We start from the raw sequence: 14,988 nt of genomic DNA on the forward strand, positions 1-14,988 counted from the left end.
TTATCCGGCAGACCCATGGCAATGCCCGATCCGCCTGTGATCAGGGGCAAGTCCGCCGCCGCATGGCCCAAGGCGACCAGATCCGCATCGCTGATCGCATCCGCGACGATCAACCGATGCTCTTGCGCCGCTAATGCCGCCCGGATCGCCCCCGCCCCTTGCCGCACGACCTGCGCGCCCAGATGACCGACCGTGCCACGCACCTGCGCGCCTAGCCAGCGGCGAATATCGGGGTCGGTCATCGGAGTGAGCGGATGATGCTGCATCCCGCTCTCGCTCAAGAGCCGGTCATTCACAAATAGATGCCCCTGATAGACCGTCCGCCCCGCGCCCGGAAAGGCCGGGCAAAAGATCACTTGCCGCGCCCCCAAGGCTTCGGCCAAGGCCTCGGCCACCGGGCCGATATTGCCCTCAGGCGTTGAATCAAACGTCGAGCAATATTTGAACAGAAACTGCCGGCACCCCTGCGCGCGCAACCAATCAAGCGCCGCCAGCGATTGCGCCACCGCCTCGGCCACCGGGATCGAGCGGGATTTGAGCGCGACCACCCCGGCCTCGACCCCCGCATCGGCCAGCGCATCCGGCACGCCCACATATTGCACCGACCGCATCCCCGCCTTGGTCAGGGTATTGGCCAGATCACTCGATCCGGTGAAATCATCGCCGATACAGCCCAAGAGCATCAGTCGTCCCCCGGCAATCGAAGGCCTGCGCGCGCGGCGATATGTTTTGTAATGGCCGCGTCATCGGCGCGGCCCAATCCGGCCTCAGAGGCTGCGCGATACTCGGACAGCGCCGCCTCGACCAGCGGCAGAGGCAGGGCCGCGCGCGCGGCAATATCCCGAACGATGCCCAGATCCTTGGGCCAGATGTCGATGGCCGAACGCGGGGCATAATCCGCCTCGATCACATGCGGCGCGCGGTTTTCGAACATCCAGGAATTGCCCGCCGACACCTTGATCACCTCCAACACACGGGCCAGATCAAGCCCTTGAGAGGTGGCAAAACACAGCGCCTCGCCCATCGCGGCGATATGCACACCCGCCAGCAACTGATTGACCGCCTTCATCGCCGATCCCGGCCCTGCGCAATCGCCCAAGCGATGCACCGTTTCGGCCAATGCCGCCAGCACCGCCTCGGCCCGCGCAAACGCCTCAGGCCGCCCCGACGCCATGATTGACAGTCGCCCCTCCGCCGCCTTGACCGCCCCGCCCGAAATCGGCGCATCGAGATAATGGAGCCCCCGGCGTGCCGCCTCGTCCTCCATCTCGCGGGCAAACTCTGGCGCGACCGTGGCACAGCCCAGAATGACGCCGCCCGTCTGCACCCCCTCGGCCCAGCCTTGCGCCCCAAAGAGCGCGTCACGCGTCTGCGCGGCATTGAGCACGACACAAACGAGCACCCCCGCCTTGGGCGACGCCCGGTCGAGCGCGCGACCACCCGCCGCACCCAGCAAATCCCGCCGCGCGGTATCAGGATCATGGCCATAGGTCTCGAACCCGGCACGCAGCGCCGATTGCGCCATGCCAAGGCCCATCGACCCCAGCCCCACAAAATGCACGATCTCTGTCATGGTCCCACCGAGAGAATGGTTTGCATCGGCCAGAGCGTGATGGCCGGAATATAGGTGATCAGCATGAGCGCGCCGAACACGGTCAGCACGAACCAGAAGAGGTGCGGAATGACCTTCTCGATCGAGAGATTGGCCACCGCGCAGGCCGCGAAGAGATTGACGCCCAGCGGCGGGGTGATCATCCCAAGCGCCAGATTGACCACGAGGATCAGCCCGAAATGCACCGGATCCACCCCGTAGGATACCGCAATCGGCGCCAATATCGGAGCCAGCACAAGGATCGCCGCCGATGTCTCGATGAACATACCCACCACCAGCAGCATCAGGTTTACGACCAAGAGAAAGGCAAAGCGGCTCTCGAAAATATCCTTGAACCAAGCCGCGATTTCATTGGGCAGGCCAGAGCGCGTGATGAGGAACGAGAAAAGCGCCGCCGCCGAAATGATGAGCATGATCGCCGCGGTCGCCAGCACCGTCTTTTTCAGGATGTCTGGCAGGTCCGCAAAGCGCAATTCGCGGTAAAATCCCATGCCCACGATCACGGCGGCGGCCACGGCGGCCGCACTCGCCTCGGTCGGTGTGAAAACGCCCGAATAGATGCCGCCCAGGATGACCACCGGCACGATCAACGCAGGCAAGGCGGACCAGAGCGCGGGGCCCACCCTTGGCCGGTCGCGCCCATCCTCAAGGCCAATGCCCCGCACCCGGCAGAGGATCAGCACCAGTGCCATCAACGATCCCGCGACCAGAAACCCCGGCCCGATGCCCGCAAGGAACAACTGCCCAATCGAGGTATCGGTCGACACCCCGTAGAGGATCAGAGGGATCGACGGCGGAATGAGCACGCCCAACTCAGCAGAGCTTGCCTGAACCGAGGCCGCCATGGGGGCCGGATAGCCGTGTTTCACCATCGCCGGAATGAGAATCGCGCCAATCGCAAAGGTTGTCGCCACCGACGAGCCAGAGACCGAGGCGAACATCATGCAGGTCAGCACACAGGACGCGGCCAAACCGCCTTGGATGCCACCCACGATGGATTTCGCCAATTCCACCAACCGATGCGAAATGCCCCCCGCCGACATGAGATTGCCCGCGAGGATAAAGAGCGGAATCGCCATGAGCGGGAAACTGTCGATCCCCGTGAACATCCGCTGCGCCACTAACAAGAGCGGCAAGCGGCCATTGGCCTCGATCCCGATGACCGAGGCGAGACCAATCGCCACCGCAATCGGCACCCCGGCCAGAAAAAAGATCGCGAGCGACAGGGCAAGGGCTGCGTTCATTGCAGGCCCGCCGAAAACTCAACCGCGCCCTTTTGAACCGCTCGTATCACACAACCCAAAATAGCCAGCAGGATAAACACCGACCCCACCGGCAGCGCCGCATAGACCCAAGCGATAGAGATTTCCAGTGCCGCCAGCTTTTGCGACATGACCCGTGCGGTCATCGCCCAGCCCTGCCAGAAGAGGATGCAGAAAAACAGCACCGACAGCCCCATCGACACAAGGTAGAGCGCGAAGCCAAGGCGCGGCGGCAAAATCTTTTGCACGATTTCAACCGCGATCATCGCCCCTTCGCGAAACGCCGGGGCCACGGCCAGAAACACGCACCAGATCATCGCCGAGCGGGTGATCACCTCGGACCATGTCGAGGGATGCCCAAAGACAAAGCGCGTCGTGACCTGATAGAGCGCAAGTCCGACCGCGATCAGCAAAAAGCCGATTGCCAGCCGCAAGGCCAGTTGCGTGGTCATGGCCTCGAACTTCAGAAACAATGTCATGCGCGCCCTGCCTTCAGCCCCGGTGCGCGCAACGCACCGGGGTCAGCTTCATGCCTTGGATCACTCGACAGCCTTGATCCGTTCGATCATCTCGCCGCCGTATTGATCCGTATAGACGGAATAGGACGCCGCTTCGGCCAATGCCGCAAACGGGGCCTTGTCGATGTCAGTGATCACCTCCATGCCGTTTTCGCGCAAGAGGGCGACGCCTGCCTCTTCCAGACGGTTGACCTCTGCCCGCGTTGCCGCAGCACTGGCCTTGGCCGCCTCTGCAAACCATCCGCGCTGCTCATCGGTCAGACTATCGAGCAGGACCGGCGAGGCGAGAACAGCAGCAGGCGAATAGACATGCCCGGTGAGCGAGACATATTTCTGGACCTCCCAGAATTTAGACGCGGTGATCACCGTGACCGGGTTCTCTTGCCCATCGACCACACCCTGTTGCAGCGCCGAGAAAAGCTCGGGGAAGGCCATCGGCGTGGGGGCGGCACCCATACCCTCGAACGCCGCCATATGCACCTTGTTCTCCATGGTCCGCAGCTTGAGCCCCGCCAGATCCTCGGGCGTGCGCACGGCGCGCTGCGAGTTGGTCACGTGGCGAAACCCGTTCTCGGACCACGCCAGCGCCACCAGATTGTTCTTGCTGATCTCATCCAGCAATTCCTGCCCGATCTCGCCATCCAGCACGGTGCGGGCATGGTCATAGTCACGGAAGAGGAACGGCAGATCGAGCGCATAGACCTGCGGCACAAAATTGCCCAAGGGGCCGGTCGAGGTGATGACCACATCGAGCGAGCCGATTTGCAGCCCTTCGATCATGTCCCGCTCGCCGCCCAATTGCCCGGCGGGGGCCTGCTCGCCGGTAAAGGCACCGCCCGACAATTCGGTCAACGTGTCGATAAAGGCCTGCGCCCCCACCCCGTAATGCGAGGTGGGCGACAGCGCATGGCCCACCACGATATTCTGTTGTGCCCCGGCCGTGGTGGCCAGACCCAGCGCAGCAAGCGCACCCAGTGCAAAATGTCTCATGTGATCCTCCTCCTTGGTTTTCGTTGGTTCAGCCGTCCGGTGCCTCCCGCGCCCCGTCAGCTTCTTGTCAGACTATCCATATGTTCGCGGACAATCTCGGCAAAATCCCGGTTGGGCGCAAATCCCAGCGCCTCGGCGCGCGGCGTGATGATCTGTCCCGGCCATGTGGTCACGATCCGCTCGATCGCGGGATCGGGCCGCTCTGTAACGCGCGCTGTCACCTCCGACCCCGCCAGCGCCTCCAGCGTCGCCAGCATCGCGCCCACTGTCACCGAAATGCCCGGCAGGGTCACGGTGGTTTCCAGACCCAGATCGGATTGCGCCAGCCCAACGGCAGTCAGCGTATAGTCGAGCGCCTTGGCGGGCGAGGCCAGATGCATCCGCAAATCGCGCCCCACCGGCAATTCCGCCGCCATCCCGGCCAGAGGCTCGCGGATGATCCCGCTGGCAAAGCCCGATGCCGCGCGATTGGGCTTGCCCGCCCGCACCGCGATGGTCGGATAGCGCAGCGCGCGGCCTTTTATGAACCCCTTGCGGCTGGCATCACGCACCAGCAATTCCCCCATCAGCTTTTGCGTGCCATAGGACGAGAGCGGTGCAGGCAAGGTGGCTTCGGAAATCGTGTCATTGTCGGCGCAGGAAAACACCGCGACCGATGAGGAAAAGACAAAGACCGGCGGTTTGCGCAGGCTGCGGCAGGCGTCGATCAGGGCAATGGTGGAGTGCAGGTTGACCGCCATGCCCAGCGCATAATCCTCCTCCGCCTGCCCCGAGACGACACCGGCCAGATGGATCACCAGTTCCGGCGCATCCTCGACGATCCGCGCCAAAATCGCTGAACTGTCCAAGGGGCCCGGCACCGCATGCACCCGGCGGCGGGACTGCGCCAGATCGCGCAACGGGGCCTCGGCAATATCGGTCGCAAGGAGGACCGCAATCCGCCGCTCTTGCCCGTCCACAATCAGGCTGTCACGCTCTGAGAGCGCGCGCACGACGCGTTGGCCAATAAATCCCGCTGCTCCGGTAATCAGAATACGCACGCCAGATCCCCCTCGCAGCGGACTGAAGCAAGTTATGACAGCGCTGTCAATATGGTTCTGTCCGAAGGTTCTCAAGGCAAGGGTAACGCGTTAAAGCCCATTTTTCTGCTTTATAGAACCTGCCGAACTCCTCATCGCGCGCCTTCACACCCGCCCACTCACAGATTTTCAATGACAGCGCCGTCATTTTGCGCAATCTGGGGTCATGGACCCGAACGCGCCCGATACCCCGTCCCGTCGCCCCACCCTCTCACAGGTGGCCAAGGCCGCAGGCGTCAGTGAAATCACCGCCAGCCGTGCGCTGCGCGGCGGTAGCGCCGTCGCCAAGGATACCCAACTCAAGGTCGAACGCGCTGCGCACGCGCTGAATTACGTGCCGAACCGCCTTGCGGGAACGCTCGCGGGCGGGGCCTCGCGTCAGGTCGCGGTGATCCTCCCTTCGCTCTCGAACATCGTCTTTGCCGATGTGCTCAAGGGGCTGGAGAGCCGCCTGGAGGATGATGGCTATCACCCAATCCTGGGGATTTCCCATTACGATGCGGCGCGCGAGGAGCATCTCTTGCGGGACCTGCTGTCGTGGCGTCCGGCGGGCCTTGTGCTGGCCCCCACCTCTGGCAATGCGGCCACGCGCGCGCTCTTGCAGGCCGCCGAAATGCCGGTGGTCGAGGTGATGGATACCGACCCCGACGCCGCCGACATGGCCGTAGGCTTTTCGCACCGCGCCGCAGGCCGTGCCATGGCGCATTACCTGATTGGGCGCGGCTATCGCCGGATGGCCTATATCGGCCACGACATCGCCACCGATTTCCGCGCCCTCGCCCGGCTGGACGGGTTCCGCGACGGGCTGGCCGAACTGGGGCTGACCCTCTGTGAAACGCTCATCCTTGATGGCCCTTCGTCGGTGCCCTTGGGGCGCGAGGGGCTGGCACGGCTGCTGGCCCATACCCATCCGCGCCCCGAGGCGGTGTTCTTTTCCAATGACGATATGGCCGTCGGCGGCGTCTTTCACTGTCAGACCGCCGGTCTCGCGCTGCCGCAAGACATCGCCTTGGCCGGGTTCAACGGGCTAGGCATCGGGCAGGCGCTGCCCACGCCGCTGACCACCATCGCCTCGAACCGGGAACGCATCGGCTTTGTCGCCGCTGACCTTATCCTGCGCCGCCTCAAGGGTGAGAGCCCGCCCCGGATCACGCAGATCGACTTTCGTCTTGTCCCCGGTGCCACAGCCTGAGGCTGGCAATCGCGCGCCCGCGCCCCATCTAGCCCCTGACAAAGACGCAGCAGAGGCAGGCGGCATGAGCGATCCCACAGACCAGACCAGAACCGCCCCCGTGCCCGGCCACCGCCTTGGCCGCATGCTGCGTTTGGGCGGCATGACCACCGGCATCATGGGCGATATGCTGGCCGGTGGCCTGCGCCAGATGGCCCAAGGCCAGCGCCCGCACCTGCCCGGCCTGCTGCTGACCCCGGCCACCGCGCGGCGCGTGACCCGCGATCTGGGTCAGATGCGGGGGGCTGCGATGAAACTGGGGCAGATGCTGTCGATGGACACGGGCCTTGTGCTGCCGCCCGAGATGACCGCGATCATGGCCGCTCTGCGTGCCGAGGCCCCACATATGCCGCCCAAGCAATTGCAATCGGTGCTCAATACCGCTTGGGGCACGGGCTGGTATGGGCGCTTCAAACGCTTTGATCTGCGCCCCTTCGCCGCCGCCTCGATCGGGCAGGTCCACCGCGCTCAGACGCCCGATGGCCGCGATCTGGCGATCAAGGTGCAATACCCCGGCGTGCGCGCCAGCATTGACAGCGACATCGACAATCTGGCGACGCTCCTGCGCGTGCCGGGCGTCATCCCGCGCGAGATGGACCTTGCCCCGATGCTGCGCGAGGCCAAGGCGCAACTGCATCAAGAGGCGGATTATATCGCCGAGGCGCGCCACCTGCGCGCCTTCCATCAGCTTCTTGCCGGGTCAGAGGCGTTTCGCCTGCCGGAATTTCAGCCCGATCTCAGCACGCCCGAGGTGCTCGCCATGACCTATGTCGAGAGCCAGCCCATCGAGGCGCTGACCGATGCCCCGCAAGATCTGCGCGATCATGTGGCACAGCACCTGATCGACCTGACCTTGCGGGAACTTTTCGACTTTGGCCTGATGCAGACCGATCCCAATCTGGCCAATTACCGCTTTGACCCTGCCACAGGGCGGATCGTGCTCTTGGATTTCGGGGCGGTGATGGCGATTGATCCGGCGCTCACCTCTGATTTCCGCACCCTGCTCAACGCGGCCCTCGATCAGGACGCCGCGCGAACCCGCGCCGCCATGCTGCGTATTGGCTATTTCGATGCAGCCACCGCGCCCCGGCATCAGGCGCTGATCCTTCAGATGTTCGACACCGCCATGGCGCCGTTGCGCCAGAGCGAGCCCTATGATTTTGGCATATCCGATATGGTCGCGACCCTGCGCGACATGGGGCTGGCGATGGGGTCCGAGCGGGAGCTGACCCATGTGCCGCCCCCCGCCACGATGTTTCTGCACCGCAAGATCGGCGGCATTTACCTCTTGGCCGCCAAACTGAGGGCGCGCGTCGCCTTGCGCCCGCTTTTGGAGCGCCACCGCTGAGCGCGCGCCCTACTCGGCCAGCACCGGCAAGAGCATGTCCGCGCCTGCCACGGGACAGCGCCCGCCAAGATCTAGCAGCCCGTGGCCAAAGACCTCATCCACCCCCGGCGCACCCAGATCAGCCGCGCTCTGGCTGAGAGCGGCACGGATTTCCGCCGGGGTCATCTCGGGATAGGTCTGTCGCCAGAGCGCCGCAGCCGCCGCCACAAAGGGCGCAGCAAAGGAAGTGCCGGTTTTCCACCTTGCCCCCTGAACTGAGGCCGCCGTCCAGACCTCGACCCCCGGTGCCGCAAGATCGACATGCGGCCCCCGTCCCGCGCGACGATACGCCCGCCCGCCCTTGTCCACCGCCGTCACAGCGATGACACTGTCATAGGCGGCGGGATAGGCGGGCGGCGCGTTTGGTCCGCCATTGCCCGCGGCGGCCACGATGACCGCGCTCTGCGCCGCCTCGATTGCCGCCAGCGTATCCTCCAGCACCGTGTTGGGCGGCCCGGCGAGGCTAAGGTTGATCACCGTCGCCCCGGCGCCGATCAACTGATCCAATCCCTGCACCAGCGTAAAGACATCGGCGCGCTCATCGCCCGCCTCCTTGTGAAACGCATCCACCGCCACCAGCGGCAACCCCGGCAAAAGCCCCGGCGCGCGCGAGGCCGGATCGCCCACCAGGATCGCGGCCACCGCCGTGCCGTGAATGGCATCCGAGGCGTTGTAATCCTCGGGTGCCACTCGCGTCAGCGCCACCTGTGCGCCTGCAAGGGCGGCGTGATCCGTGTTGATCCCGGTGTCGATCATGCCAAGTGTGACCGGCGCACCGCAGGTTTGCGCCCCGATGTTTTCAGGCCAGTGGATCAGCGCCCGCGCCGGGCAATGCAGCCCGTCGCAGGGGGCCGGAAGGACCGCACCCTCTATGGGTGTCGGCAACTCCTCGGCCTCAGCGCGGTAATAATGGTTGAAATCCGCGGTCTCGCCGGTGGGCAAGGCCTGCACCGCTGCCCGCGCCTCGGCCAGCGTGGTGCCTTCCGGCACCGAAAGGCGCTGAATATTGACCCCAAGGCTGGCCAGATCAATCCGGTTGAGGACACCATAGCCTTGCGCGGCAAGTGCTGCGGCATCCGCGTCGCTCAGTCCGCGCGCGATGATCTCGCGCGGGGCCTCGGTCGGGCGCGGTGCGGCACGGGGGGCAAGGGTAGCGCGCCGTTCCGGTCGCGGGGGCGTCGCCCCCAAGAGCGCGCGCAGGGTGCGGCGATACTCACGAAACTTGATTTCACCCCCACCAACACCTCCAGCCCCGCTGTCGCCTTGGTCGCTGCTGCTACTACTGCTGCTGCTGCCTCCGTCATCGCCGTCACCGTCACCGTCTCCGTCACCGTCACTACCGCCGTCGCCGTCGCTGCCGCCATCACCATCGCCGCCGCCGCCATCACCATCACCCGCCCAAGCCATCGTCGCAGGGAAACCCCCCTCAGCCCAGGGTCCAAGTGGAAGAATCCCGAGGATCAGGACCCACACCAACATCGCTCGTAAAACGCGCACGGAATTTTCTCCTCTTGTCGCCTTGCCTCAACATGCCATGTTACACAAAACGCTGTAACCCCGGTTTTATTCCCGCACGCTGTTCCAAGGGCCGCATATTGATGTCTGACAAGTTTACCGAGGATGTCGTGGCCCTTCTGCCCGCCCTCAAACGGTTTGCCCTCTCGCTCTGCCGCCGGGGCGATCTGGCCGAGGATCTGGTCCAGATCACCGCCGAACGGGCGTTTCGTGCCCGCGACCGGTTTGATCCCGCAACCCAATTGCAACCCTGGCTTTTTCGCATCCTGCGCAACGCCTGGATTGACACGCTGCGCCGCGATGCCACCCGCGGCGAGGTCGTGGACATCCACGAAAGCCCACAACCCGACCCCATCGACAGCGCCGCCCAGACCGATGACCGCCTGACCCTGAACGCGGTGCGTGCCGCGATGGCGCGTTTGCCCGAGGATCAGCGCATGGTGCTGCATCTGGTCTGTTTCGAAGGGCTCAGTTATGGCGAAGCCGCCGCAACCCTCGACATTCCTCAAGGCACCGTAATGAGCCGCCTCAGCCGCGCCCGGATCGCTCTTGCAAAATCCGTGGGAATAGACCGCGACCCCAGCCGTTAACCCCGTGTCAGGGGAAGGATCAGACCGATGCAGATGGACGACGACAGATTGATGGCCCTCGCCGATGGCGAGATCACCGGACCCGAGGCCGAGGCCCTGCACGCGCGCATCGCCGCCGATGTGGCCTTGGCCGAACGCTACGCGCTCTTTGTCGAGACCGCAGAATTGGCCCGGCAGGCGATGCAGGACTTGCCAGAGGCCACGGTGTCGGACGCGCTCGTTGCGCGCATCCGCGCCATGGGCGAGGCCAGCGCGCCACCAGAGGCATCCAATGTGGTGCCCCTGCGCGCAGCACCCGCACCCGCCGCGCCGACCCGTTGGCAGCCGATGGCGCTTGCAGCAAGCCTTGCGCTCGCCGTGGGTCTGGGGGCGGGGTTGATGCTCTCAGGTGGGGCCGAGGCCCCTCTTGGCGCGCCCTTCAGCACCGCCATGACCGAGCAGCTTGACAGCCTGCCGTCGGGCACGGCGGCGCAATTGACGGATGGCACCGCCCTGACGGTGGTCTCTTCCTTCACCGATGCCGCTGGCCAGTTTTGCCGGGAATACGAGGCGGCAACGCCCGCAGGCGGTGGCTATGTCGCCGTTGCCTGTCGCGCAGATGGCGATTGGCAGTTGCAGTTTGCCATGGCGCAGGCCGGTGATGCAGGGGCCGAGGCCGGATACACCCCCGCCTCAGCCCTCGAGGCACTCGATGCCTTCTTTACCGCCACCGGTGCAGGCCAGCCCATGACCCCGGACGAAGAGCGCGCCTTTCTGAAATAGGGGCGCGCGGGGCGCAATAGAAACACCCCTACCCCGGAATGACAAACCGCCGGTCCGAATGCTCCAGCCAATCCGCCGACCGCGCCCGGAGCGCGCCCACCAAGGGCGCGAACCAGTCCCAATTCGCCGCAGCACTGTCATTGACCACAAGCATCTTCTTGCGGCTATAGATCGGCGCCTCGCGCAACTCAAAAAGCCGCCCCTCGGCCACGAGCGGGGCCGCCAATGCACGCGGCAAATAGGCCGACCCGCCCCGCTCCAACAGGAATTGCAGCGCCCAGAACGAGCTGTCGAAACTGACCCGCGCGATGCCTGCATCGTGATAGGTCTCGCCATGGGCGCGGCGATATTCCTCGCCGTGATCCACGAAAATATACTTGGGATCGGCCCGGATCGAGGTCACTTCGCGGTCCGAATAAAGCACCAGTTCCTCGGGCGGCAAGGCATAGACGGTCTGATTGCCCCGCGCCGAGGCCCCATAGGTCAGGATCACATCCACCAGCCCCGCCGCCAGCCAGTCCTCCAACTCGCGCCCGCCCCCCTGCTGCACCGACACGGCCATATCGGGATGGCCCTGCACCACCCCGTCAAAGAACGCCCGCCCCGGCCCGTGCCACAACTCGCGATCACAGCCAAAGGTGCAGACCGAACTGAGACCCGCAGGCAAACCCGTCTCATAGCGCGCCTGCCGCCACAGCCCGGTCATGATCCGCGCATAGCGCAACAGCTTGGTGCCCGCCGGCGTCAGGGTCGTGCCCGATTTCTGCCGATTGAGAAGCTGCTGCCCCAGCTCATCCTCCAGCGATTTGAGCCGCGCCGTGACCGTCGATTGCGTCACGTTCAGCTTTTGCGAGGCGCGCACCAGATTGCCGGTGTCGACGATGGCCAGAAAGGTCTGCAAGGCGGTGATGTTCATCAAGGACTCTCAATTCGGATTTTCCGCATGTTTGCAGCAAAACAATTCGTTTTCAAGAATGCTCCCTTTGTGTCACTTTCCACCGGCCGCCTCAAATCACCAAGGACAGACCATGACCCTAGAGCTTCGCCGCAGCCTCACCCTCGTGCAACGCACCCACCGCGAAGGCGGCAAGGATGTGGCCGACCCCACGCTGCTCGTCGCCGCCATGGCGATCATCCGCAATCCGTGGTTCGGGCGCGGGCATGTCGAGGATCTCGGCCCCGAAATCCGCGCGCAAGGCCCGGTGTTGGGCCGGATGCTGACCGACATGATCCTTGACGTCACCGGCGACCGGCTCGAAGGCTATGGCAAGGCCAGCGTCGTCGGCATGGGCGGCGAGTTGGAACATGCCATGGCCCTCACCCACACGCTCTGGTTCGGTAACCAGTTCCGCGACGCGGTCAAGGCCAAGACCTACCTCGCCTTCACCAACACGCGCGGCGCTGCGGGCGCGGCGCTGATGATCCCGCTGATGGACAAGGATGACGCCGGGCGGCGCTCGCATTACCAGACCATCCACACCGTTGTGCCCGATGCCCCCGCCGAGGATGAAATCATCCTCGCCCTTGGTGCCTCGGTTGGCGGGCATCCGCATCACCGCATCGGCAACCGCTATGAGGATCTGCGCGAGATGGGGCATGACGTCGACAATCCGGCGGGCGTTTGAATGGCGCGGACGCCCGAGGGCACGGCCTATGACCTGAGCGGCCCCGAGAACGCCCCTGCTGTGGTGCTGATCCACGGTCTTGGCCTCTCGCGGCAGAGCACATGGGGCGTGATCGCGCCGCTTCTGGCGCGGCATTTTCGCGTGCTTTGCTACGATCTGCCCGGACATGGCGCGAGCGCGCCGCATGTCGGCCCGCTCACCCTGACGACCCTGTCAGAGCAACTCGTGACCCTGATGGACCGGCTGGCCCTGCCCCGCGCGGCCCTCGTGGGATTTTCGCTTGGCGGGATGATCAACCGGCGCGCCGCCCTCGATCAACCGGCCCGTGTCTCGGCGCTTGCCATTCTCAATTCGCCGCACGAACGCGCCCCTGATCTTCAGGCGCGGGTCGCGGCACAGGCCCGCGAGGCCGCCTCGGGCGGTCCTGCCGCCACCATCGACGCAGCCCTCGAGCGGTGGTTCACGCCGGAATTTCGCACGCAAAGCCCTGAAAAGGTCGAAGTCATCCGCCAGACCGTGCTCGCCACCGACCCCGCCAGTTATGCAGCGCATCGGCTGGTTCTGGCAGAGGGCGTGACCGAATTGATCCGGCCCGCTCCGCCCTTGGCGCTACCGGCGCTTGTGATCACCTGCCAAGACGACAGCGGCTCGACCCCGGCCATGGCAGAGGCCATCGCACAAGAGATCGCCGACAGCCAATGCCACATCCTGCCCGGCTTGCGCCACCTTGGTCTCATCGAGGCGCCGCAGGCCTTTGCGGGCAGGCTCACGCAGTTTCTCAGCCTGCACGCCTGAGCCTATTCCGCCCCGTCGCCCAACCATTTATACATCACCCGCGCATCCACCAACCCAGCCTGCGGATGACGAAAGGCGCGCGGCAGATGCCCCACGGTTTCAAACCCAAGGCTCTGCCAGAGGGCAATCGCCCCCCGGTTGGTCTCGACCACGAAATTGAATTGCATCGCCAGATAGCCAAGCTCGCGCGCCTCGTCCTGCGAATGCACGCACATGGCCCGCGCGATCCCCTGCCCACGGGCGGCCTCGGCCACCATATACCCGGCGTTGCACACATGCGCCCCACCCCCGGCCTGATTGGTCTTGAGGTAATAGGTGCCCAGAACCTCGCCACCGCGCTCGGCCACATAGGTGGCGCGCGGCGCCTCCATCCAGATTGTGCGCACCGCCTCGCGGGTCAGCCCCGGCTCGATGGCATAGGTATCGCCCGCCCGGATCACATCGCGCACGATGGGCCAGAGCGCGGCAAAATCCGCCTCCCGCGCCAGCCTGATGGTCATGCCTGCCTGTTCTGTCATGCCGCTCTCCCCCGCCTGCCATGGCTAGCGGGGGCCGCGCGCTTTGGCAAGTCTCAGGCGTTCAGATCGACCACGACCCGGCCCTTGACCTGCCCTTTCAGAATATCCGCGCCCAGACGCGGCAAATCCTCCAGCTTGGCAGGGGTGATCATCGCCTCGAGCTTGTTCATCGGCAGATCACGCGCAATCCGCTCCCAGGCCCGCAGGCGGTTGGCATAGGGCTGCATCACGCTGTCGATGCCCAGTAGGTTGACACCGCGCAAGAGGAACGGAATGACCGTCGCGGGCAGGTTCGCGCCCCCCGCCAATCCCACGGCGGCCACGCTTGCACCATATTTCATCTGGCCCAGCACCCGCGCCAGCATCGCGCCCCCCACGGCATCGACACAGCCTGTCCAGTTCTCGCTCTCCAGCGGTCGCTTGACGGTCTCGGCCAACTCCTCGCGCGGCACGATGCGGCTTGCCCCCAGCCCGCGCAAGTATTCCTCCTGCTCGGGCCGCCCGGTCACGGCCGCCACCTCGTGCCCCAGATGCGCCAGAATGGCGGTGGCCACCGATCCCACGCCGCCTGCAGCGCCCGTGACCAGCACCTCGCCATGCCCCGGCTTCAGCCCGTGATCCTCGAGCGCCATCACCGCCAGCATGGCGGTAAAGCCCGCGGTGCCCACCGCCATCGCCGCGCGGGTATCCAATCCCGCAGGTAAAGGCACCAGCCAATCGGCGCGCACCCGCGCCTTTTGCGAATACCCGCCCCAATGCGCCTCGCCCACGCGCCAGCCGGTCAGAACCACCTTGTCGCCGGGCTTGTACCGGTCGTCAGAACTTGCCTCGACCGTGCCCGCAAAATCAATCCCCGGCACATGCGGATAGGACCGCACCAAGCCGCCCCCCGGCCCGATGCAGAGCCCGTCCTTGTAATTCACGGTGGAATATTCGACCGCAACCGTCACCTCGGCCTCGGGCAGATCCGCAAGCGTCAACTCCTTGACCCCCGCCGATGTCTTGCCGCTCTCCGCGTCTTTCTCGACGACCAATGCCTTGAACATCTCTCTCTCCTTTTTCCTGCAAGGCGCACGCGCCTCGCTTCATCTGGCCAAAAATACC

16 protein-coding genes are annotated in these 14,988 nt (G+C 65.1%); 6 read left to right on the forward strand and 10 right to left on the reverse strand.

What is annotated here, in order from left to right:
• The 6 genes from otnK to denD form a co-directional block, all read right to left on the reverse strand.
• Window positions 1-683: 3-oxo-tetronate kinase (gene otnK / locus KBT70_RS11825; protein ID WP_296633364.1), on the reverse strand; the 683-nt coding region annotated here is incomplete at its 3' end.
• On the reverse strand, window positions 683-1,573 hold the full coding sequence (gene ltnD / locus KBT70_RS11830; protein ID WP_296633366.1) for an L-threonate dehydrogenase: 891 nt from the start codon (window positions 1,571-1,573) through the stop codon (window positions 683-685). The genes otnK and ltnD, both read right to left, overlap by 1 nt.
• Window positions 1,570-2,856, reverse strand: coding sequence for a TRAP transporter large permease (locus KBT70_RS11835; protein ID WP_296633368.1), 1,287 nt, complete (start codon window positions 2,854-2,856; stop codon window positions 1,570-1,572). The genes ltnD and KBT70_RS11835 overlap by 4 nt, the downstream gene beginning before the upstream one ends.
• Window positions 2,853-3,353 carry a TRAP transporter small permease gene (locus KBT70_RS11840; RefSeq protein WP_296633371.1) on the reverse strand — a complete coding sequence of 167 codons (501 nt, stop codon included), beginning with the start codon at window positions 3,351-3,353 and terminating at the stop codon, window positions 2,853-2,855. Before KBT70_RS11840 ends, KBT70_RS11835 begins: the two co-directional genes overlap by 4 nt.
• 60 nt (window positions 3,354-3,413) lie before the next feature.
• A complete protein-coding gene (locus tag KBT70_RS11845) occupies window positions 3,414-4,382 on the reverse strand; it encodes a TRAP transporter substrate-binding protein (RefSeq protein ID WP_296633373.1) in 969 nt (322 codons plus the stop codon).
• A 56-nt stretch (window positions 4,383-4,438) separates the two neighbouring features.
• Window positions 4,439-5,422, reverse strand: a complete 984-nt coding sequence (gene denD, locus KBT70_RS11850) for a D-erythronate dehydrogenase (protein ID WP_296633376.1) — start codon at window positions 5,420-5,422, stop codon at window positions 4,439-4,441.
• Between the two features lie 205 nt (window positions 5,423-5,627).
• Between denD and KBT70_RS11855 the strand changes: the two genes are divergently transcribed.
• Together KBT70_RS11855 and KBT70_RS11860 are read left to right on the forward strand one after the other, a co-directional pair.
• Window positions 5,628-6,653, forward strand: a complete 1,026-nt coding sequence (locus tag KBT70_RS11855; RefSeq protein WP_296633378.1) for a LacI family DNA-binding transcriptional regulator — start codon at window positions 5,628-5,630, stop codon at window positions 6,651-6,653.
• A gap of 64 nt (window positions 6,654-6,717) precedes the next feature.
• Complete coding sequence (locus KBT70_RS11860; protein WP_296633381.1) at window positions 6,718-8,040, forward strand: AarF/ABC1/UbiB kinase family protein; 1,323 nt, start codon at window positions 6,718-6,720, stop codon at window positions 8,038-8,040.
• 9 nt (window positions 8,041-8,049) lie between these two features.
• Here the strand turns inward: KBT70_RS11860 and KBT70_RS11865 are convergent, their stop codons facing one another.
• Window positions 8,050-9,486, reverse strand: a complete 1,437-nt coding sequence (locus KBT70_RS11865; RefSeq protein WP_296633384.1) for a S8 family serine peptidase — start codon at window positions 9,484-9,486, stop codon at window positions 8,050-8,052.
• Between the two features lie 191 nt (window positions 9,487-9,677).
• Here KBT70_RS11865 and KBT70_RS11870 point away from each other — a divergent pair, with 191 nt between their 5' ends.
• Window positions 9,678-10,184 carry an RNA polymerase sigma factor gene (locus tag KBT70_RS11870; RefSeq protein WP_296633386.1) on the forward strand — a complete coding sequence of 169 codons (507 nt, stop codon included), beginning with the start codon at window positions 9,678-9,680 and terminating at the stop codon, window positions 10,182-10,184.
• A 27-nt stretch (window positions 10,185-10,211) separates the two neighbouring features.
• On the forward strand, window positions 10,212-10,946 hold the full coding sequence (locus tag KBT70_RS11875; RefSeq protein ID WP_296633389.1) for a hypothetical protein: 735 nt from the start codon (window positions 10,212-10,214) through the stop codon (window positions 10,944-10,946).
• 28 nt (window positions 10,947-10,974) lie between these two features.
• Here the strand turns inward: KBT70_RS11875 and KBT70_RS11880 are convergent, their stop codons facing one another.
• A complete protein-coding gene (locus tag KBT70_RS11880) occupies window positions 10,975-11,862 on the reverse strand; it encodes a LysR family transcriptional regulator (RefSeq protein WP_296633392.1) in 888 nt (295 codons plus the stop codon).
• Between the two features lie 112 nt (window positions 11,863-11,974).
• Between KBT70_RS11880 and KBT70_RS11885 the strand changes: the two genes are divergently transcribed.
• On the forward strand, window positions 11,975-12,571 hold the full coding sequence (locus tag KBT70_RS11885; protein ID WP_296633395.1) for an amino acid synthesis family protein: 597 nt from the start codon (window positions 11,975-11,977) through the stop codon (window positions 12,569-12,571).
• Complete coding sequence (locus KBT70_RS11890) at window positions 12,572-13,366, forward strand: alpha/beta fold hydrolase (protein ID WP_296633420.1); 795 nt, start codon at window positions 12,572-12,574, stop codon at window positions 13,364-13,366.
• A 2-nt stretch (window positions 13,367-13,368) separates the two neighbouring features.
• Here the strand turns inward: KBT70_RS11890 and KBT70_RS11895 are convergent, their stop codons facing one another.
• Window positions 13,369-13,884 carry an N-acetyltransferase gene (locus KBT70_RS11895; protein WP_296633423.1) on the reverse strand — a complete coding sequence of 172 codons (516 nt, stop codon included), beginning with the start codon at window positions 13,882-13,884 and terminating at the stop codon, window positions 13,369-13,371.
• A gap of 53 nt (window positions 13,885-13,937) precedes the next feature.
• Window positions 13,938-14,930: an acryloyl-CoA reductase gene (acuI, locus tag KBT70_RS11900; RefSeq protein ID WP_296633426.1), complete on the reverse strand. Its 993-nt coding sequence runs from the start codon at window positions 14,928-14,930 to the stop codon at window positions 13,938-13,940.
• Between the last annotated feature and the right edge of the window lie 58 nt (window positions 14,931-14,988).

The organism is Roseovarius sp., assembly GCF_018066915.1.
Lineage (GTDB): Bacteria > Pseudomonadota > Alphaproteobacteria > Rhodobacterales > Rhodobacteraceae > Roseovarius.